The sequence below is a fragment of the Lentzea flaviverrucosa genome (assembly GCF_003350445.1).
Taxonomy (GTDB): domain Bacteria; phylum Actinomycetota; class Actinomycetes; order Mycobacteriales; family Pseudonocardiaceae; genus Lentzea; species Lentzea californiensis.
Window position 1 is genome coordinate 159,296 of sequence record NZ_QQAU01000012.1, and the last position, 18,714, is coordinate 178,009.

The following is an 18,714-nucleotide window of genomic DNA, read 5'->3' on the forward strand; positions in this document are numbered from 1 at the left end:
TCACATGACCGGGGACGGCGAGGTGGCGTCCGGGATGAGCACCCTCGCGTCGTGCGCGCCGTCGGCGGGCACGACGTGAACGGCCGGGAGCTTGGCGTCCTTGGGCACCGCGGCGAACGCGAGCTCACCGGGCGTGAGCCAGGTCGCCTGGTCGTCGATGCCGGCCGTGCCGGGCAGGCGCTTCTCCGTGTCGGTCGCGAGGTCGAGCACCGCGAGGTCCCACGGCCCGAGGCGGCCGATGCGCTTCTTGTAGGCGACCTTCGTGCCGTCCGGCGAGAGCGACGGGCATTCCGCGTCACGGCGCAACGTCGTCACGGACTTGGTCACCAGGTCGCCCTTCACCAGCCAGGTGAAACCGCCGCTGGCGAGCGTCGCGTAGAAGGTCTTGTCGTCGGAAGCCACGGTCAGGCCCCAGTAGTTGACGTCACTGGCCGCGTGCAGGACACCCTCCACAGTGGCGGCGAAGTGTTCGAGCGACTCGGCCGTCTCCCCCGTGCGCAGGTCGTAGAAGCCGGTGCGGGTGGAGAAGCCACCGGGCACCGAGTACGAGTCGCCCGTGACGAAACTGGTCCAGGACACCACGTTCCCGGACTGCGAGACCTTCGCGCGGCTCGGGATGCCCGGCAGCGGAACGGTCTTGACCGGCTTGCCGCCGCGGCTCACCTCGGCCGAGTAGGTCGGGCCGGGACCGGACAGCTTGAGGCACACGCTCGTGCCTCCGGCGGCGTAGAACCGCTGGCAGACCAGCTCCGTCGGGGTGCGAGCGCCGCCGTCGGCGAGCTTCTCGACCCGGTTCTGACCACCCGCGAGATCGACGAACAGAAGATCGCCGGTCTTGGCCTGCGACAACTTCTCGGCGCCCGCCGGCCGGTTCGCGTCGGTGGCCGCCGTGACGACGTAAGCCGTTGTCCCACCGATGACCACGAGAATGGCCGCGATGGTCACGGTCAGTCGTCCTGCACGCATGCTGCCTCCTGGATTCCCTTCCTTCATCGTCCGCCAGCTACGGCCTGTAACAGTTGGCAGCTCACCCCGATTTTCAAAGCAGGCGATACCCTACGAACAGTGCGTTCGCAAGACCGAGCCGCGGATCGGGGATTTTGATGGACTTCTGGGGAACCGTACGAGTGCTGCGGCGGCGGTGGTACATCGCCCTTCCCGCAGTGCTGCTCACCGGTGTCCTCGCGCTCTCCGTCTACATCACCGTGCCCACGCGGTACGAGTCGAGCGGCGTGCTGGTCCTCACCTCCCCCGCGGCCGGCGGCCGGTACTCGGAGAAGACCAAGCCCGAGGACGTCGTCAGGGTCAACCCGCTGCTGCAGTTCGACGGCAGCCTCACCACCACCGCGCAGATCCTCACCCAGGTCCTCGGCGACCCGAAGACGGCGGAGGAACTGGCCGGTGAGGGCTCCACGGCCGTCTACACCGCCAACACCGGTCCCGTCGGCGGCCCGCTGCTGTTCGTCACGACCGAGGCCGACTCGGCCGAGTCCGCCGAAGGCCTCGTCGGCAAGGTGCTCGAGAAGACCGTGGCGGAGCTCGCGGCGCAGCAGAAGGCGTTGAGCGCGCCCGAACAGACGTTCATCACCGCACAGGTGCTGGTGAAGCCGACGACGGCCTCGGCCAAGATCGGCGGCAAGGTCCGGTACGTCGGCGCGGCCACCGTCGTGTTGCTGCTGCTGACGCTGGCCTCGACGTTCGCCGCCGACTCGATCCTGCTGAAGGCCAAGCGCCGCAAGGACGGCAAAGACGGCAAGGACAAGGACGCGAAGGACCCGGCACCGTCCGAGAAGGACACCACGCCGGCGCCCGTTCCCCCGGTCCGGCCGAACCCGCCGGCCAACGGCAACGGGGCCGGCCCGGCGCGGCCCGTGACTCCCGGTGTGCCGAACGCGCATCAGAAGACCGTCATCATCGCCGCCCCCAAGCCCCCGAACCCGGCATGGCCGACGAAAGACGACTGACCGCCCAGCGAGCCGACGGCGCCACTCTCCTCATCTTCTACATGGTGGCGCTGCTCGTCGTCCCCGCACGGTTCACGATCGCGTTCGTCCCGATCACGCTGCCCCCCGCGTTGTTCATGGCGATGTGTCTCATGATCGTGTGGTTCGCCGCGCACCTCGTCGACCACCTCGGCATGGCCAAGGGCCGCAACGCTGTCCGCACGATCCTCGCGATCTACGTGATCCTGCACCTGACGACGTACGCCCTGGCGACGCGGCGCTACCTGCCGATCGACGAGCTGTCGGTGTCGGACTCGGCGTTGATCAGGATCGTGTCGATGGCGGCGCTCGCGGTCTTCGTGTGCGACGCGATCCGCAGCGGCGAGAGGCTGAGCCGCGCACTGCGGGTGATGGTGGCCTGCCTGACGGTCAGCGCGTTCGTCGGCCTGTTCCAGTTCGGCCTGGGCCTCGACCTCGCGTCGTACATCACGCTGCCGGGCCTGCGCGTGCAGGACAACGGCTACTCGGCGCTGGAGTCGCGCTCCATCTTCTTCCGCCCGGCCGGCACCGTGAACCACCCGATCGAGTTCGGTCTGGTCTGCGTGCTGGGCGTGCCGTTCGCCGCGCACTTCGTGTTCCAGGCGAAGGACCGCGGCGAACCCGTCGGCCGCTGGTGGACCGCCCTGTCGCTGCTGGCGCTGATGGCGATCCTGTCGCTGTCCCGCACGGCGATCATCGGCCTGGTGGTGACGGGCATCGTGATGGCGATCCTGCTCCCCCGCGAACGAGGCCTGCCGCTGCTCGGCGTCGGCGCGGTGTTCCTGGGCGGCGCGTCCATCGTCGTGCCGGGCCTGTTCGGCACGGTCACCTCGATGTTCTCCAACATCGAGGACGACCCGTCGTTCCAGGGCCGCACCAAGGACTACGACGGCGCGTGGCTGGAGATCGCCAAACACCCGTGGCTGGGCAGGGGCTTCGGCACCTTCCTGCCCTCGAAGTACACGATCCTCGACAACCAGTACCTGCTGACGATGATCGAGAACGGCTACCTGGGCCTGATCGCCTTCGTCCTGCTGTTCCTCGGCGCCATCTTCGCGGCGCTGAGGGCCCGCGCGCTGTCCCGCGACGAGGGCGTGCGCGGGATCGCCATGTGCCTGGTGGCCGCGATGCTGACGTCCGCACTGGGCGCCGCCACGTTCGACGAGCTCGCGTTCAGCGTCGCGACCGGCATGACGTTCATGCTGATAGGCGTGTCCGGGGCGTTGCTGCGAATAGCCAGACAGGAGGCCGCCGCGCGCAAGGCGGCCGAGGTCAGTCCAGCCAGCTGAGCAGGCTGCGCCAGGCAGGGGCGGAGAACGCGAGGACGTCACCGCTCGCGTTCTTCGAGTCCCGCACCAACGCGTCGGCGGACAGCGAAACCTCGACGCAGTTGCTGTCACCGGTGCCGCCGCTGTAGCTGCTCTTACGCCAGGTCCGTTCGGTGGCCATGAGGGTCCTCTCGAAGTCCGCTGACGTATGCCGCCAGCATGCTCCGAGATTGTTCCTCATCCAGGGCGACCGCATCCAACCGTTCGAAGAGCGTCCTGCTCGACTTGATGGCCGAGGCGTCTTGCGCGAACACCTTGGCCAGATCGGTCTCCGAGTAGGCCAGCGGTGATGCCTTGCCGAAGTCGAACAGCGAGAGCGGCGAGTGGAGCGCGAGACCTACAGCGTTCGCAGGCACGATTCGCACGATGTGCGCGTTGAAGAGAAGGCGCAGGTACTGATCCTCCATGACCTTGGCGTCGCCGATCCGCATCCGCAGCGCCAGTTCGTGCACGTAGAACACGCATTCAGGGCGGTAGGGCCGTCGCCAGATGGACTGTCGCTCCATGCGCAACGCGACGAATTTTTCGATGTCCTCAAGCGACTCGCAGCCGGTCTCCACGAACAGCGCGTGCGCATATGCCTCGGTCTGGAGGAGGCCCGGTATCGACAAGATCTCGAAGGCGAAGATCTTCGTGGCCATGTTCTCGACCATGGTGAGCGTGCGCAGGTTCTCCGGCACCTGGGCGAAGTACAGGTCGAACGCGTGCCGGTACCGGCTGGTGAAGTCCAGCAGGTAGTCGAGGTCCTTGCCGCACGTCGCGAAGTACTGGGCGAGGTCGACCTCGGTGGCGCGGGCCTTGCCGGTCTCGATGTTCGAGACCTTGCTGGGGTCCCACCCCAGTTGAACGGCCATCGCACGGCCTCCGAAACTGGTGTTGTTCTCGCGCAGCCTGCGCAGTTCGTCGCCCAGATCCCGGCTGTACGCAGTGGAAATGATCGCGGTCATGCTCTTGGACCGTAGGCGTTGAAGTAACTCCATAGAACGGCTCGTTCGGGTGAAAACGGACCAGCTTTAAATCATTGTGCGGCCACGCCACCACGGTGATAGACAGCGGCGTGCACAACACTCTGGCGTTCCCCGACCTGCTGCGACTGATCGAGGAGCGCACCACCGCCTTCACCACCGCGATCGCCTCCGCCCCGGACCTCGACGCACCGGTCCCGACCTGCCCGGGCTGGACGCTGTACGACCTGGTCCAGCACCTGGGCGACGGCCGCCGCAAGTGGGCGGAGATCGTCGCCGCGGGCCCGGCCGACGCTCCCCCGGCCCGCACTCCGGTCGAGGCGCCGCGGGAGAACCTGGTCGCGTGGATGACCGAGTCGACGCGGCTGCTGATCGACGCGCTGGAGGAGTCCGGCCCGGACCGCGACTGCTGGGCGTGGTGGAGCGACTTCCAGTCGCCGAGGACCACCGGTACCGCCGCCCGCCACCAGCTCCAGGAGATCGCGGTCCACACCTACGACGCCCAGCTCACCATCGGCGCCGCACAGCCGCTGCCGGCCGAGGTCGCGCTCGACGGCGTCGAGGAGTTCCAGACGACCTGCGTCGCGACGACGTCCCCGTGGCCGCACGAGCCCGCGATCGTCGACTACCACGCCTCCGAGGGCCTTTCCTTGCGCGTGACGCTCGACGCCGGCGGCGCACGGGTCGGTGACGTGCCAGGCACCGCCGACACGACGTTCAGCGGCACGGCGAGCGACCTGGTGCTGGCCTTCTACGGCCGCAAGACCGGGGACGACCTGGAGGTGGAGGGCGACCAGCGCACTTTCGACCGGTTGGTGGCCTGGGAACCCGCCTAAGGGGAATGAGGTGGCGTCGCTCGGAGATGTGGGGGACGCGCTTCGGCGTGTGCTGGACAAGATCGACGAATCGATGGCCGCCCATCACGCCGCAGTTGATCTCGCCGAGCAAGCGCGTGACCTGCTCGCCTTGGCAGCGTCAGGAAGTGCACAAGCGGACGTGGAACAGACGTGCGCACTGTTCACGCGAGCGATCGAGGGGATCACCGAGCCTGAAGGGCAACTCTCCACGCTGGCCACCGTGGCTGACGAGATCCGTTCCTACCTGCACAGTCACGGAATCCTCCACGGACCAATCGTGATCCCAGCAGAACGCGTGAACGCGCTGCGCCGGGAGTTGCCGCCGCCTATCACGGGGCCGAACTCAGGTCGCAAGACACACGGCCGATGGATCGGCCCCGACGGCGTGGCCAGGACTGTCGTCAGCGGCAAAGACGCTGACTCCCGACTGGTCGACGATCAACTGGAACGACTGGACATGCCAGGCCGTGCTGCCCGTGCGGGAGATGTCGAGATGAAGCTCGCCGCACACATGGCCGAGCGCGGAATCAAGCACGCGACTGTGATCATCAATTACCAACCGTGCAAGGGTCGTTTTGGCTGTGACACCCTTGTTCCGATCCTGCTCCCCGAAGGAGCCACACTCACCGTGCACGGCGTGGCCCCGGACGGCACGTGGTTTCGCAAGCGATACTCAGGAGGTGCCCGCCCGTGGTGGCGCTAGAGGCGTGGTTCGACATCAACTCCGACGATCCGATCATCGTCAGCACACCGGATGAACTGGATGCCGTGCTGGACCAGGTGGCCGGTTGGAGCGGGTCGCACATCGTAGAGCTGCTGGTCGCCGCTGATCCCGGCTACGCGATCTTTGATGTCGGTCTGGACGGCAAGCGAGAACTCGGCGCCCTCTACTACTCGGCGCGGAACCGGGACACGTGGTTCAGCCAGGGCACCGACCCGACCGCGTCGACGCCGCTCTACTACTACATGGGGTCCGATACCGAGTACCCGCCCGGCGCGGAACTTCCGCTGGCCGAGGTGCGCCGAGCCGCACACGAGTTCCTGACGACCGGAGGGCAGCGGCCAACCGGGATTCAGTGGCAACCACGCCCGGAGTAGCCCACACGGCAACGCGAAAGGCCGCCGAAGCGAGGTTTCGGCGGCCCTGGACGCGACATCAGACGGCTTTCAGACCGTCCGGAGTCTCCTCGTGCCGGACCCCGCACTCGGGACAAGACAGATCGTCTGAGAGCCGCACCCCACAAGCACAGACCCAGCCCTTCACCACGGCCGGGTTGCCCGCCACGAACGCATGCGCGGGCACCGAGCGGGTGATCACCGCACCGGCCGCGGCGAACGCGTGCTCACCGATCTCCGTCCCGCACACGACGATCGCGCCAGCGCCGAGAGTCGCCCCACGCCGAACCAGCGTGGTCTCCAGCGCGTCGCCGGTCTTCTTGACGTGCGCACGAGGCCGCAGGTCGTTGGTGAACAACACGTTCGGCCCGAGGAACACGTCGTCCTCACAAGTGACGCCGTCGAAGACGAGAGTCCCGTTCTTGACCGTCACGTTGTTGCCCAGCACCGCGCGCGACTCGACGAACGCGCCGTCGCAGATGTTGCAGTCACGGCCGATGCGCGCGCCGGGCAGCACGTGCGCGAACGCCCACACGCGCGTGCCATCGCCGACGTCCTCGGACTCGCACAACCCCTTGGGATGCACGCGGACCCCGGTCATCAGAGCGCTGCCTTCAGCGCCTCGACGACGCGGGTCTGCTGCGCCTCGGTGATCTCGGGGAACAGCGGCAGGGACAGGATCTCCGCAGCCGAGGTCTCCGCGATCGGGAACGAGCCGTCCAGGTGAGCGAACGCGCCCGTCTTGTGCAGCGGCGTCGGGTAGTGGATGCCGGCGCCGATTCCGGCCTCGTGCAACGCCTTCAGAACGCGGTCGCGCTCAGCAACCCGCACGACGTAGAGGTGCCAGACGGGCAGGTTGCCGTCCAGGACCACCGGAGTGCGCACGCCTTCCACATCGGCCAGCATCTCGGTGTAGCGGGACGCGGCGGCGCGGCGGGCCTGGTTCCAGCCCTCCAGGCGGCGCAGCTTCGCGGACAGGACGACGGCCTGCAGCGTGTCGAGGCGGCTGTTGAAGCCGAGGACCGGGTGCTCGTACTTGCGCGGGGAACCGTGCTCGCGCAGCAACCGGACCGACTCGGCGATGGCGTCCGACGTCGTCAGCACCGCGCCGCCGTCGCCGTACGCACCGAGGTTCTTGCCGGGGTAGAACGAGGTCGCCGCGGCGACACCGAGACCGCCGATCGCGACGCCGTTGCGGCGCGCGCCCTGGGCCTGGGCGGCGTCCTCGACGACCGGCAGGCCCAGCGGCAGCAGTTCGACCGGGGCGGCCTGGCCGTAGAGGTGCACCGGCACGACGGCCTTGGTGCGCGAAGTGACCACGGAGGACACCTGCGAGACGTCGATCAGCAGCGTGTCGTCGACGCAGTCCACGAGCACGGGCGTCGCGCCGGCACGGGCGACGGCCTCGGCCGTGGCGATGAAGGTGTTGGCGGGCAGCACGACCTCGTCGCCGTGGCCGACGCCCAGCGCACGCAACGCCAGCTCGATGGCGTCGGTGCCGTTGCCGACGCCGATGGCGTGCGGAACTTCCTGGTAGGCGGCGAACTCCGACTCGAACCGGGCGACCTGGGGGCCGTTGATGAAGGCTGTCGTCTTGAGCACCTCGGCCCAGCCGTCGGCCACCTCGTCGGCCACCTGCTCGTGCTGGGCACGCAGGTCCACCAGTGGAATCTCGATCACGCGCTCTCCCCACGCAACGGGCGGGCCGGCACGCCGGCCCACGTTTCTCCTGCCGGAACGTCCTGCAGGACAACGGCTCCCATGCCGATCACGGCACCGGCGCCGATCTTCAGACCCTCGCGCACCATGGCTCCCTGTCCGAGGTACGCGGCCTCCCCGACGTGCACCGACCCCGCGAGCGAGGCGCGGCCGGCGAACGTGACGCCGTCCGACACCTCGTCGTCGTGGGTGATCAGCACCTGGGGCATCGCCACCACGTGCCGGCCGACGGAAAGCGGCGTCGTGATGACGACTCCCGCGAGCAGGATCGTTCCGGCGCCCAGAGAGGCGCCGGACGTCACCGCCGCCGGGTGCACGATGGTGGCCCACCGCTCGTCCGGCAGGTCGAGCGTCCTGGCCACCTTCAGCCGGACCAGCGACCGCCGCGCACTCGCGATGCACAGCACGACGGCCGCGTCCGGATGGTCAGCCAGGAGGTCGAGCCCGCCCAGCACGGGCACCCCGTCGATCAGGGTGCCGTGCAGGGCGGTGGAGTCGTCGAGCGCCCCGAGGGGGTTCCACGTCTCCGGGAGGAGGCGGACCGCCGCGAGAGTCTCGCGAGCGAGTCCACCTGCCCCGACGAACAGCAGTGGCCTTGCGGTCACAGGCACATCACCATCACCCGATCACCACGTCCACCCAGTAGTTGCCACCGTTGTAGGTCGAGGTCGGGAAGCCCGACCCGGCCGTGAACACACCGGCGGACGGAGTGGCGGTCAACGGCGGCGAGGTGACCGTACCGAAGTAGCCGGCGTTCACCGCGTAATGACCCGTGGTGGTCGTGTACGAGGCCGTGTACTCCGTACCGGCCGTGATCGCGACCGGCTGGGAGAACGTCAGCGTCTGCCAGCCGGACTCCGTCTCAGCGGAGAACGTGCCGGTGGCCAGGCGCTGGCCGTCCGCGGACCACAGCGACCCGGTGTGGGTGCCGGTGTTGCCCGCGCCCTTGTAGAACTTCACGCCGGTGACCTGCCCGTTCGCGCTCGACGTGAACTTGACGCCCAGCTCGTACGCGCCGTTGTCGTCAGCCGAGGTCACCGTCGGAACGGTCGCCGCGCTGAACAGCGAACACGGACAGGTCTGCGTCGTCGTCGTGGTGAACGACCACGTGACCGGGTTGGCCATCATGTTGCCGAACGTGTCCGCGGCCTTGGCGCTCACCGAGTACACGGTGGACGCCGCGAAACGAGCGGCAGGCGTGAACGTGATCATCCTGCTGTCCGGCGAGAGGGACCGCGTGCCGGCGATCTTCGCGCCACCGGGGTCGGTGACGTCGAACTGCGCGGAGTTGAGGTCCACGGGCTCGTCGAACGACACGGTGACCGCCGAGTTCAGCGCCACCTCCGACGCGCCGCTCAGCGGCGTGTGCGACTGCGCGACCGGAGCGACGTTGTCCGCGTTGGGCTGGTAGACCACGTCGACCCAGTAGTTGCCGGAGCCGTAGGTCATGGTCGGGAACCCGTTGCCCGGAGTGAACACGCCGTTCGTCTCCTGCGGCGCCGTCAGCGGACCGGAGGTGACCGCACCCGTCCCGAAGTACCCGGCGTTCACCGCGTAGTGCCCGGTGGTCGTCGTGTACGAGGCGGTGTAGGTCTGGCCGGAGCTGACGATCACCGGCTGCGAGAACGTGAGCGTCTGCCAGCCCGTCGCGGTCTCACCCGTGAAGGTGCCCGTGGCGAGGCGCTGACCGCTCGCGTTCCAGAGGCTGCCGGTGTGCGTGCCGGTGTTGCCGGTTCCCTTGTAGAAGCGGACACCGGTGATCTGGCCCGACTGGGTCGGGGTGATCCTCACACCGAGCTCGTAGGCGCCCGAGTCGTCCGCGGACGTCTCGTCCGGCACCGTCGCCGTGCTGAAGAGCGAGCACGGGCAGGTCGCGGTGGTCGTGGTCGTGAAGTTCCACTCCGCGGCAGCCGTCATCGCGATGCCGTTGACGTCCGCGATGCCCACGTGCGCCTGGTACTGCGTACCCGACACGAGCTTGGCGGACGGCGTCCAGGTGACCGTCTTCTGGTCGCCGGACAGCGACACCGAGCCGGACAGCTTGGCGCCCTTCGGGTCCTTCAGCCAGATCTGCGCCGACGCGGGGTCGACCGGCTCGCTGAACGTCGCCGTCAGCGCACTCTGCAGGCCCACGTTCGTCGCGTTCACGGCCGGCGCGCGGTTCGTGATCGTCGGCGGCGTGGTGTCACCGTTGAGGCCGTTGCGGTAGATGACGTCGACCCAGTAGTTCGTGGCGTTGTAGGAGTTGTTCGGGAAACCGGTGCCGTACTTGTAGACGCCGTTGCCGCCGTCCGCGCCGTTCTGCAACGCGTGCAGCGACTGGTAGCTCGCCTCCTGGCCGTTGAAGTAGCCGGAGGTGACCGAGTACCGGCCGTTCGGGGCGTTGTACGACACGACGTACGTCGTGTTCGCCTGCACCTGGACCGGCGAGGTGAACATCAGCTTCTGCCAGCCGGACGTGGTCTCCGCGGTGAACGTGCCGGTCGCGAGCAGCAGACCCGTGGAGGTGTACAGCGAGCCGGTGTGCGTGCCGGTGTTGCCGGTGCCCTTGTAGAAGCGGACGCCGAGCACCTCGCCCTTGCCGTCGAAGCGGACCTTCGTGCCGACCTCGACCTGGCTCGTGTCACCGGAGTCGATCACGGCCGGTGCCGCGAAGTCGTCCCAGACCGTGCACGGGCAGGTCGCCGGGCGCGGCGAGCCTGTCGTGAACGTCCAGTTCGACTGCGCGGACAGGTTTCCCGCCGCGTCGGCCGCCCTCATCGTGACGGTGTAGGCCGTGGCCGCCGCCAGTGGTGCGGACGGCGTGAACGTGATCGTGCGGGCGTCGTTCGAGATCGACTTGGTGCCCGTGACCGCACCCGACGGCCCTGTCACCGTGACCTGGGCCGAGGCGAGCGTCACGTTCTCGTCGAACGTGCCGGACACCGTGGTGTTCAGCGCGACGGAACCGGCGTTGGTCACCGGGGACGTCGCGCTCTGGATCGGCGCGCGGGTGTCGGGACCGGGGTCCGTCGCCCACACCACGTCGACCCAGTAGTTGGTGTGGTCGAACGTCTGGTTCGGGAAGCCGGCGCCGAAGCGGAAGACGCCGTTCGGTCCGTCCACACCGGACTGCAGGCCGGTGATCGGCTGCATGTACGCCTGTTGCTGGTAGAACCCGCCGGTGTCGTAGGCGAAGTGCCCTGTGGGCGTGTAGTACGACACGACGTAGGTCGTGTTCGCGTTCACCGCGATCGGCGACGGGAAGAGCAGCGTCTGCCAGCCCGTCGGGCTCTCGCTGGTGAACGTGCCGGTGGCGAGCAGGTCACCGGTGGAGGACCACAGCGAACCGGTGTGCGTGCCGGTGTTGCCGGCGCCCTTGTAGAACTTCACGCCGCGGACGTAGCCGTTGCTCGCGGCGCGCCACTTCACGCCGAGCTCGAGCTGCGAGTTGTCGTTGGCCGAAGCGACCTTCGGGACCTCCGTGCCGGAGAACATGCCGCACGGGCAGGTCTTGGCGGTGACGCTCGGTGTGGCCGAGACGGGCGCGGAGAGGTTCAGCGAGTCGTCGACCGCGCGAACCCTCAGCTGTGCCGTGCCGGACTGGTTCGGCGTGTACGTGTAGCTCCACGACGTCTGGCCGGCTTGCCAGTTCGCGTAGTGCCAGCGCGTGCCGCCGTCGGTCGAGACCTCGACGCCCGCGACCTTGCCGGCGGCGTCGATCACGGTGCCGCTGAAGGTGTAGGCCTGGCCCACCGTCGACTGCGCGGGCAGGGTCGTGATCTGCACGCCGGGCGCCGCGTTGTCGTTGATGGCGCCGGAGATGGTCAGCTGGTCGGCCGCCCACAGCTGGTAGGGCTGCACGCCCATGTCCGCGAGGAAGTTGACCGTCGCCTGCTTGATCCGCTTGTCCGACGTCGGCGTGTTGGTCGGGAACGCGTGTTCGTCGTCGACGCCCCACGCCCACTGGACCGTGCCGGCCCCGAACACCAGGGCGCCGGAAGGCGCGCGGTAGTACGTGATCGCGTGCGTCTCGGTGCTCGAGCCGTACTCGTCGCCGTAGTTCTTCAGCGCGTAGTAGCCGTCGAGGTTCACCGTCGTGCGCGACATCTGCGCGACGCCGGCGGGCTGGAAGCCGTTGTCGTACACGGTGTTCCACTCGTAGCCCAGCGTGCCGGGCTCGAACGTGTACGTGGTGCCCGCGGCGAGGTTCACCAGGTCGGTGTTGCGCCAGAGCCGCATCTTGCCGTACGCGGCCGGGACCTGCAGCGCGTCGTCACGCCGGCCGTTGACGGTGAACATGTTGCCGAGCAAGGCGTTCTCGGGCCTGCCGCCGTCCTGGGGCGGGCTGTAGCGAGGATCTCGCCACGTGCCGGTCCAGGTGTTCTCGCCGTCGTTCTGGGCCCCCTTCGTCTCCTTGTAGCAGACGATGGTGCGCCAGTCGGTCTGGGAGGAGTCGATGCTCTTCTCCCACTTCGTCTTCCAGAAGATCTCGTTGCCGGTCAGGAACGCCATGTGCACGCCCGCGTCACGGGCGGCCATCACGTTGTTCCACTGCTCGTTCGACCAGTACTCGTCGTGGCCGACCGCCATGAAGACCTTGTGGTTCTTGATCAGGTTGCCGCGGCGGGCGGAGTCCACGTCGGTCGTGTAGCTCATGTCGTACCCGTTGCGCTCCAGGAACCTGAGCATCGGGTACTCGGCGTTGAAGATGAAGTTCTCGTCGCCGTCACCGCCGGTGTACGGGCGGTTGTAGCTGACCTTGTACGAGCTGCCGCCCTGGCCGGGGCCGTCACCGAAGTAGAGGCTGTTGCCGCCGTAGCGGTTGTAGGCGACCCAGGTGGCGTCGGAGGTCTGGAAGAAGACCTTCGAGGTCGAGCTGTCGTCGCGGACGACGAACGCCATCTCGTTCTCGGCACCGGTGTCGTTGCGCGTCATGCGCACGTAGTAGATGCCGGAGACCGCGGTGGACGGAATGTTCCAGCTGACCGACACCGCCCAGTTGCCGCAGTCGACGAGCGCGGACGGCGTGTCCCGCAGACACGGTGGCTGGTTCTGCGGTGTGTTGCGGTTGACCGTGCCCATGTACCGGGCGCCCTTGCCGCCGTACCAGCCCATCCGGTAGATGTCGAGCTTGTACGAGGAGGCCGACGTCAGCATCTTGAAGCTGACGGTCTGGCCGATGTTGTAGCTGATGTCCGTCGTGTACCCGAGGATCGTGTCGTCCCGGTACTGGGCCTGCCAGTTGTCCGCCCCGGTCTGCGTGTTCTCACAGGCGACCTTGTTGGTGACGGGGAAGTCACACGGAGCGGCGTTGGCCTTCGGGGGGTTGAAGACGCCGAGCACGAACATCGTCGATGCGATTAATGCCGTGATCACAAGCACCCGCACGAGACGCGACTGCTGAGCCACCATTGGGTTTCACCTCTCGGACGGAGTTACCGTGTGTGATCCGCGCACTACGCTGGACAGCACAGGGCTGCTACTCCGAACGTCGGCGATCTGGTTAAAACTGTTACGTGTCAACACAAAAATGTTCCGGTGGGGGTTGAATCTTTATCTTTCAACCACGCACGGTCAGACGGGATGCGTGGAGAGTTTCCGACAACGCTGACACGACTGCGTCCTGTTCGGACTCGGTCATGTCGTGGAAGAGCGGAAGGATCAGCGTCCGGGCCGTGAAGGCCTCCGTCACCGGCAGTTCCGCGCAGGGGTGGCCCTCGTAGGCGGGTTCGAGGTGTGACGCCATGATTCCGCGCCGTGCACTGACACCGCGTTCGGCGAGGCCGGCGAGGACTTCCTGGCGGTCCGCGCCCTCGGGCAGCCAGACCCAGAACGACTGGTAGTTCGTCGTGCCGTACTCGGGGTCGGTGACCGTGGTGATGCCGGTGTCCGCCAGCAACTCGTGGTAACGCGCGGCCAACTCACGGCGACGGGCGATGATCGCGTCCAGTTTGGACAGCTGGACCAGGCCGACGGCGGCCTGGATGTCGGTCATCCGGTAGTTGAACGCCGTCTCCAGGTACTGCTCGATGACGGCCGACCCGCCGTTGTGGCGGTCCGCGGCGGACACGCTCATGCCGTGTTCGCGCAGGCGCTTGAGCCGAACGGCCCAGTCGGGGTCGTCGGTGGTGACCATGCCGCCCTCACCGGTGGTGAGGAGCTTGCGCGGGTGGAACGACCAGGCGGCCAGCAGCGCGTTCGTGCCGACCGGCTTTCCCTTGTAGGTGGAGCCCGCGGCACAGGCCGCGTCCTCGATCACCGCGATGCCACGCGGTTCGCAGAACGCCTTGAGGGCGTCGACGTCCGCGGGCACGCCGGCCTGGTGCACGACCATGACCGCGCGGGTGCGTTCGGTGAGCACCGGTTCCACTGTGGACGCACTGAGGTTGCCGGTCTCGACCTCGACGTCGGCGAAGACGGGGGTCGCGCCGGTGTAGCGCACGGCGTTCGCGGTGGCGATGAACGACAACGACGGCACGACGACCTCGTCGCCGGGGCCGATGCCGAGCAGGTGCACGGCGAGGTGCAGGCCGGTGGTGCACGACGACACGGCCACGCCGTGTCGTGCGCCGACCGACGCGGCGAACGCCTCTTCGAACTCCCGGACTCGCGGGCCCTGCGCCACCCAGCCGGACCGGACGGCCTCGGCGGCGGCGAGCGCCTCTTCCTCACCGAGCAACGGCCGCATAACCGGAATCACTGGTACTGCCCTTCATCGGTGGGTCTGGTGCCGGCGGGCGCCGTCCTGCTCGACGGCGGAGAGGAGCAGGACGGCACCCGCTGACGGCGGGGGGGTCGTGACTGGAACCCGACGGCGGTGGGTTCCAGCCGGTCCAGCGAACGTTCGTGCTGGAGGTGCGGCCGCGGCGCACGCCGGCCTGGGGGTGCCGGCGGCGCCGCGGCCGCGGCTTTCGGGGTGTTATCCGGCGTTCTGCTCGGCGGCGGCCTTCTCGGCACGCCACCACGCGACGAGGTCGCGCAGTCCGCCGTCCATCTCGATCTCGGGCTTCCACCCGAGATCGGTGGCCGCGAGGCTGATGTCGGCGAGACGGCGCGTCACGCCGTTCACCTTGCGCTCGGGGCCGTGCTCCAGCGGCAGGTCGGAGTCCATCGCGGCAAGCAACGCGAGGGCGAGCTCCTTGAGCGAGGTCTCCTGGGAGGACGCGATGTTGTACACCGTGTCCGTGACCGGCGCCTTGGCCGCGAGGATGTTGGCGCGGGCGATGTCGTGCACGTGCACGAAGTCCATCGTCTGGGCGCCGTCGCCGAAGATGAGCGGCGACTTGCCGTCGACGATGCGCTCCATCCAGCGGATGAGCACCTCGGTGTACAGACCGTGGACGTCCATCCGCGGGCCGTACACGTTGAAGTAGCGCAGCGCCACGTAGTCGAGGTCGTACATGGCCTTGAAGCTGCGCAGCATGCCTTCGTTGAACGCCTTCGCGGCGCCGTAGAAGGTGTCGTTGTTGTACGGGTGGTGCCGCTCGTTGGTCGGGAACGACTCCGCGAGCCCGTAGATCGACGCCGACGACGACGCGATGACCTTCTTCACCCCGGCGGCCGCGGCGGCCTCGAGGATCGTGAACGTCCCGTCGACCAGGCACTCCAGCGCGAGGCGAGGTTCCTCCGCGCACTGGGTGATGCGGATGGCGGCGAGGTGGAACACGAGGTCCTTGCCCTCGGTCAGCTCGCGCACCAGCGCCTTGTCGTTGATGTCGCCCTCGACGATGCGGACGACACCGGACTCGAGCGCGGAGGCCAGGTTCTCCCGGCGGCCGCGCACGAAGTTGTCCAGCACCACGACCTCGGCCGCGCCGGCCTCGACGAGCTGGTCCACCACCGACGAACCGATCGTTCCGGCGCCGCCCGTGACGAGCGCGCGCTGACCGGTGATCGGCTGAGCCAGATCCTTCTGGGCCAGATCCTGGGGGGCCGACATCAAGAAACCCTGCCTTCGACTTGTTGAACAGGAACGAAAACTCCGCCGGCGCGCAGCGACTCCGACGCCGCCTCCAGCACCGCCAGCACGCGCAGTCCCGCGCGGCCGTCGGTCAGCGGCGCGCGCTTCTCGGTGATGGACGCGGCGAACTCCGCCATCATCGACCGCAACGCCTCGCGTTCCACCAGCGCCGGCGCGACCATGTCGCCGGTGCGGTAGGAGATCTTCTGCTGCTCCGGGGAGAGGTCGACGCCCCGGTCGTAAATGGACAGTCGCTGCGCGGGATTGTTGTCGTCCCACACGACCGTGCGCTGCGAACCGCCGATGACCATCGTGCGAATCTTCGTCGGCGACAGCCAGTTCACGTGCACGTGCGTGATCGCCCCGTTGGACAGCCGCACCGTGAGGTGGCCGACGCACGCGACGCCGGCGCCGATGGGGTCGGAGCCGTGTGCCGAGACCTCCACCGGGCGGACGTCGTCGGGCAGGATCGCCTCGAAGATCGACAGGTCGTGCGGGGCGAGGTCCCACAGCACGTCGACGTCCGGCTGCACCAGACCGAGGTTGATGCGCACCGAGTCGATGTACTGGATGTCACCGAGGTCGCCGCCGCGGATGATCTTGCGCAGGTGCTGCACCGACGACGTGTAGGCGAAGGTGTGGTCCAGCATCAGCGTGAGGCCGCGCTGCTCGGCGGTCTCGACGAGCTTGAGGCCGTCCTCGAAGTTGGCCGCGAGGGGCTTCTCCACGAGGACGTGCTTGCCGGCCTCCAGCGCCGCGAGGGCGACGGGCAGGTGCGTCGCGGCGGGGGTGGCGATGGCGACCGCGTGGACGTCGGGATCGGCGAGGACCTCGTCCAGCGACGCGGTGGCGCGGACCGTGGAGTACTGGCCCAGCACGCGCTGGGCCTTCTCCACGTCGAGGTCGCACAGGTAGCGCAGGTGCAGCGCCGGGGTGGCCTGGGCGTTGCGAACGAGGTTCGGCCCCCAGTACCCGGCTCCGATGACAGCAAGGCCAATCACGTCTTGGTTCCCCATCAGTAGGCCCCCTGGCCGCCGAAGACGGCGCGGAAGGTCTTCCACATGATCACGAGGTCGAGTGCGAGCGACCAGTCCTCGACGTAGCGCAGGTCGAGGCGGATCGACTCCTCCCACGAGAGATCGCTCCGGCCGCTCACCTGCCACAGACCGGTCAGGCCGGGCTTCACCAGCAGGCGGCGCCGCACGTCCGAGGAGTACTTCGCGGTCTCCTCCGGCAGCGGCGGGCGCGGACCGACGAGCGACATGCTGCCCGCGAGGACGTTGAACAGCTGCGGTAGCTCGTCGATCGAGTAGCGGCGCAGGAACGTGCCGACCTTGGTGATGCGCGGGTCCTTCTTCATCTTGAACAGCACGCCGTTGCCTTCGTCGACACCGGCGAGCCTGGCGCGCAACGCGTCGGCGTTGGTCACCATCGTGCGGAACTTGATGATCGTGAACGGGACACCGGTCTTGCCGACCCGCTTCTGGCGGTAGAACACGGGACCACGGCTGTCGATCATCACGAACGCCGCGACGGCGAACATGAGCGGTGCCAGCAGGACCAGGAGGACGAACGCTCCGACGCGATCGACGACTTCCTTGACCAGACGGCGGAATCCGCTCAGTGCCGGTTCGCTCACGCGCAGCAGCGGCATGCCGAGCACGGCGCTCATGTGCAGCCGCGGGCCGGCGACCTCCATGAGACCGGGCGACACGACCATTTCGGCACCGGAGCCCTCGAGTGCCCACGCGAGCTGCTGGAGACGGCGAGGTGTCCAGTAGGCGTCGGGCGTGACGGCGACGATGCGGTACCCACCGCGGCGGACGTGCTCGGCGAGCTCGCGCAGCTGGCCGACGACGGGCACGCCGTCGACGTCCGTGCCGGAGCGGCCGCGGCCGTCGATCGTGCAGATCGCGTCCACGCGCCAGCCCAGGTGGGCGACGCGCTTGGTGCGGAGGATGAGGTCCTCGACGGTGTCCAGGTTGCCGGCGGCGAGGACCGAGAGCAGGAAACGTCCTTCACTGCGGCCGCGGTGCAGCGGGCGGCGCAGGAGGTAGCGCATGGGAAACGCGACCAGGGCGATCGCGGGGACCACGACGAAGATCCACAGGCGGGCGCCGGGGATGTCGACGGCGAGCGCTCCGAGGCCGAGCGCCACAACGGCACCGAACAAACCCCGGCCGAGTCTTCGGAACTCCTCGGCTCCCTGGCCGAGAACGGTCGGCGTCCACACGCGGTTGATGGCGAGCGAACCGACCACGAGAACTACTGTGAGTATGTCCAGCAATGCAAGGGAAAGCGGGCCGAAGGCCGTGTGACGCATGCTCATGACGGCACCGACGGCGATGACGACCAGGACAACGGTCAGCACATCTGCGGTGATCACGGCGTATCGGTAGCGACTTTCCCAGCGCGCTACGGGTGGATGGGTCTGTCTGTGTTCCGACAGAGTGTTGAGCGTGGAGCGCAACCCGTCGACGTCACGGGCAGCGCGGACCTGCTCACTCATCGTTCTGATCTCCCCGGCTCAGCGGCGATTCCGGACGTGCACGAACGCAGGTCACCCCGAGGACCTTCAAACTTGGGACTTCGCGATCTTCGGCCACGCCGTCGTCCAGGCTCGGCCGCCGAAGCTCGCTACCGGTGATTCGCATGTTCCGGCATCCGCGTTACAGACCCGGGAAAAATTTTCCCCAGTGCCCGAATACCGGACGTGACGCGCGTCTCACGGCTGTGAAAACGTGGCGACACAAGACGATTCCAGATGTCCACAAGGGACATAAAGGTTACGTATGTCCCGAGGTA

The 18,714-nt window shown here is 68.0% G+C and carries 16 protein-coding genes; 5 read left to right on the forward strand and 11 right to left on the reverse strand.

Annotation, left to right across the window (positions count from 1 at the left end; translation table 11 throughout):
• Entirely contained in the window at window positions 1-966 is a 966-nt protein-coding gene (locus DFR72_RS31720; protein WP_090068904.1) for a TolB-like translocation protein, read from the reverse strand.
• 137 nt (window positions 967-1,103) lie between these two features.
• Here DFR72_RS31720 and DFR72_RS31725 point away from each other — a divergent pair, with 137 nt between their 5' ends.
• Both DFR72_RS31725 and DFR72_RS31730 read left to right on the forward strand, forming a co-directional pair.
• On the forward strand, window positions 1,104-1,964 hold the full coding sequence (locus tag DFR72_RS31725) for a YveK family protein (protein WP_143086844.1): 861 nt from the start codon (window positions 1,104-1,106) through the stop codon (window positions 1,962-1,964).
• The gene (locus tag DFR72_RS31730; RefSeq protein WP_090068900.1) at window positions 1,943-3,271 is read left to right on the forward strand and encodes an O-antigen ligase family protein; all 1,329 of its coding nucleotides are present in this window, start codon (window positions 1,943-1,945) and stop codon (window positions 3,269-3,271) included. Before DFR72_RS31725 ends, DFR72_RS31730 begins: the two co-directional genes overlap by 22 nt.
• Here DFR72_RS31730 and DFR72_RS31735 read toward each other — a convergent pair.
• Both DFR72_RS31735 and DFR72_RS31740 read right to left on the reverse strand, forming a co-directional pair.
• Complete coding sequence (locus DFR72_RS31735) at window positions 3,255-3,431, reverse strand: DUF397 domain-containing protein (protein ID WP_211335596.1); 177 nt, start codon at window positions 3,429-3,431, stop codon at window positions 3,255-3,257. The genes DFR72_RS31730 and DFR72_RS31735 overlap by 17 nt on opposite strands.
• Window positions 3,406-4,257, reverse strand: coding sequence for a helix-turn-helix domain-containing protein (locus DFR72_RS31740; protein ID WP_090068896.1), 852 nt, complete (start codon window positions 4,255-4,257; stop codon window positions 3,406-3,408). The genes DFR72_RS31735 and DFR72_RS31740 overlap by 26 nt, the downstream gene beginning before the upstream one ends.
• Window positions 4,258-4,367: 110 nt before the next feature.
• Here DFR72_RS31740 and DFR72_RS31745 point away from each other — a divergent pair, with 110 nt between their 5' ends.
• Genes DFR72_RS31745 through DFR72_RS31755 form a run of 3 tightly spaced genes read left to right on the forward strand, consistent with a single transcriptional unit; the run spans window position 4,368 to window position 6,230 of the window.
• Window positions 4,368-5,111, forward strand: coding sequence for a maleylpyruvate isomerase family mycothiol-dependent enzyme (locus tag DFR72_RS31745; RefSeq protein ID WP_090068894.1), 744 nt, complete (start codon window positions 4,368-4,370; stop codon window positions 5,109-5,111).
• Window positions 5,112-5,160: 49 nt separating this feature from the next.
• Complete coding sequence (locus DFR72_RS31750; protein WP_245983691.1) at window positions 5,161-5,835, forward strand: DddA-like double-stranded DNA deaminase toxin; 675 nt, start codon at window positions 5,161-5,163, stop codon at window positions 5,833-5,835.
• Window positions 5,823-6,230, forward strand: coding sequence for an Imm1 family immunity protein (locus DFR72_RS31755; RefSeq protein ID WP_170176494.1), 408 nt, complete (start codon window positions 5,823-5,825; stop codon window positions 6,228-6,230). The genes DFR72_RS31750 and DFR72_RS31755 overlap by 13 nt, the downstream gene beginning before the upstream one ends.
• Before the next feature lie 58 nt (window positions 6,231-6,288).
• Here the strand turns inward: DFR72_RS31755 and DFR72_RS31760 are convergent, their stop codons facing one another.
• The 8 genes from DFR72_RS31760 to DFR72_RS31795 all read right to left on the reverse strand — a co-directional run bounded on the left by DFR72_RS31760 (window position 6,289) and on the right by DFR72_RS31795 (window position 18,418).
• Window positions 6,289-6,849 carry an acyltransferase gene (locus DFR72_RS31760; protein WP_090068888.1) on the reverse strand — a complete coding sequence of 187 codons (561 nt, stop codon included), beginning with the start codon at window positions 6,847-6,849 and terminating at the stop codon, window positions 6,289-6,291.
• On the reverse strand, window positions 6,849-7,928 hold the full coding sequence (locus DFR72_RS31765; RefSeq protein WP_090069153.1) for a DegT/DnrJ/EryC1/StrS family aminotransferase: 1,080 nt from the start codon (window positions 7,926-7,928) through the stop codon (window positions 6,849-6,851). The genes DFR72_RS31760 and DFR72_RS31765 overlap by 1 nt, the downstream gene beginning before the upstream one ends.
• On the reverse strand, window positions 7,925-8,572 hold the full coding sequence (locus tag DFR72_RS31770) for an acetyltransferase (protein ID WP_090068886.1): 648 nt from the start codon (window positions 8,570-8,572) through the stop codon (window positions 7,925-7,927). Before DFR72_RS31770 ends, DFR72_RS31765 begins: the two co-directional genes overlap by 4 nt.
• Before the next feature lie 13 nt (window positions 8,573-8,585).
• On the reverse strand, window positions 8,586-13,361 hold the full coding sequence (locus DFR72_RS31775) for a DUF4082 domain-containing protein (protein ID WP_090068884.1): 4,776 nt from the start codon (window positions 13,359-13,361) through the stop codon (window positions 8,586-8,588).
• A gap of 148 nt (window positions 13,362-13,509) precedes the next feature.
• On the reverse strand, window positions 13,510-14,649 hold the full coding sequence (locus DFR72_RS31780) for a DegT/DnrJ/EryC1/StrS family aminotransferase (RefSeq protein ID WP_245983692.1): 1,140 nt from the start codon (window positions 14,647-14,649) through the stop codon (window positions 13,510-13,512).
• 219 nt (window positions 14,650-14,868) lie between these two features.
• On the reverse strand, window positions 14,869-15,888 hold the full coding sequence (locus DFR72_RS31785) for an NAD-dependent epimerase/dehydratase family protein (RefSeq protein ID WP_090068879.1): 1,020 nt from the start codon (window positions 15,886-15,888) through the stop codon (window positions 14,869-14,871).
• Window positions 15,888-16,910, reverse strand: a complete 1,023-nt coding sequence (locus tag DFR72_RS31790; RefSeq protein WP_245983693.1) for a Gfo/Idh/MocA family protein — start codon at window positions 16,908-16,910, stop codon at window positions 15,888-15,890. The genes DFR72_RS31785 and DFR72_RS31790 overlap by 1 nt, the downstream gene beginning before the upstream one ends.
• A gap of 14 nt (window positions 16,911-16,924) precedes the next feature.
• Window positions 16,925-18,418 (reverse strand): sugar transferase, encoded by a 1,494-nt coding sequence (locus tag DFR72_RS31795; RefSeq protein ID WP_090068874.1) that lies wholly within the window; start codon window positions 18,416-18,418, stop codon window positions 16,925-16,927.
• Window positions 18,419-18,714: the final 296 nt, after the last annotated feature.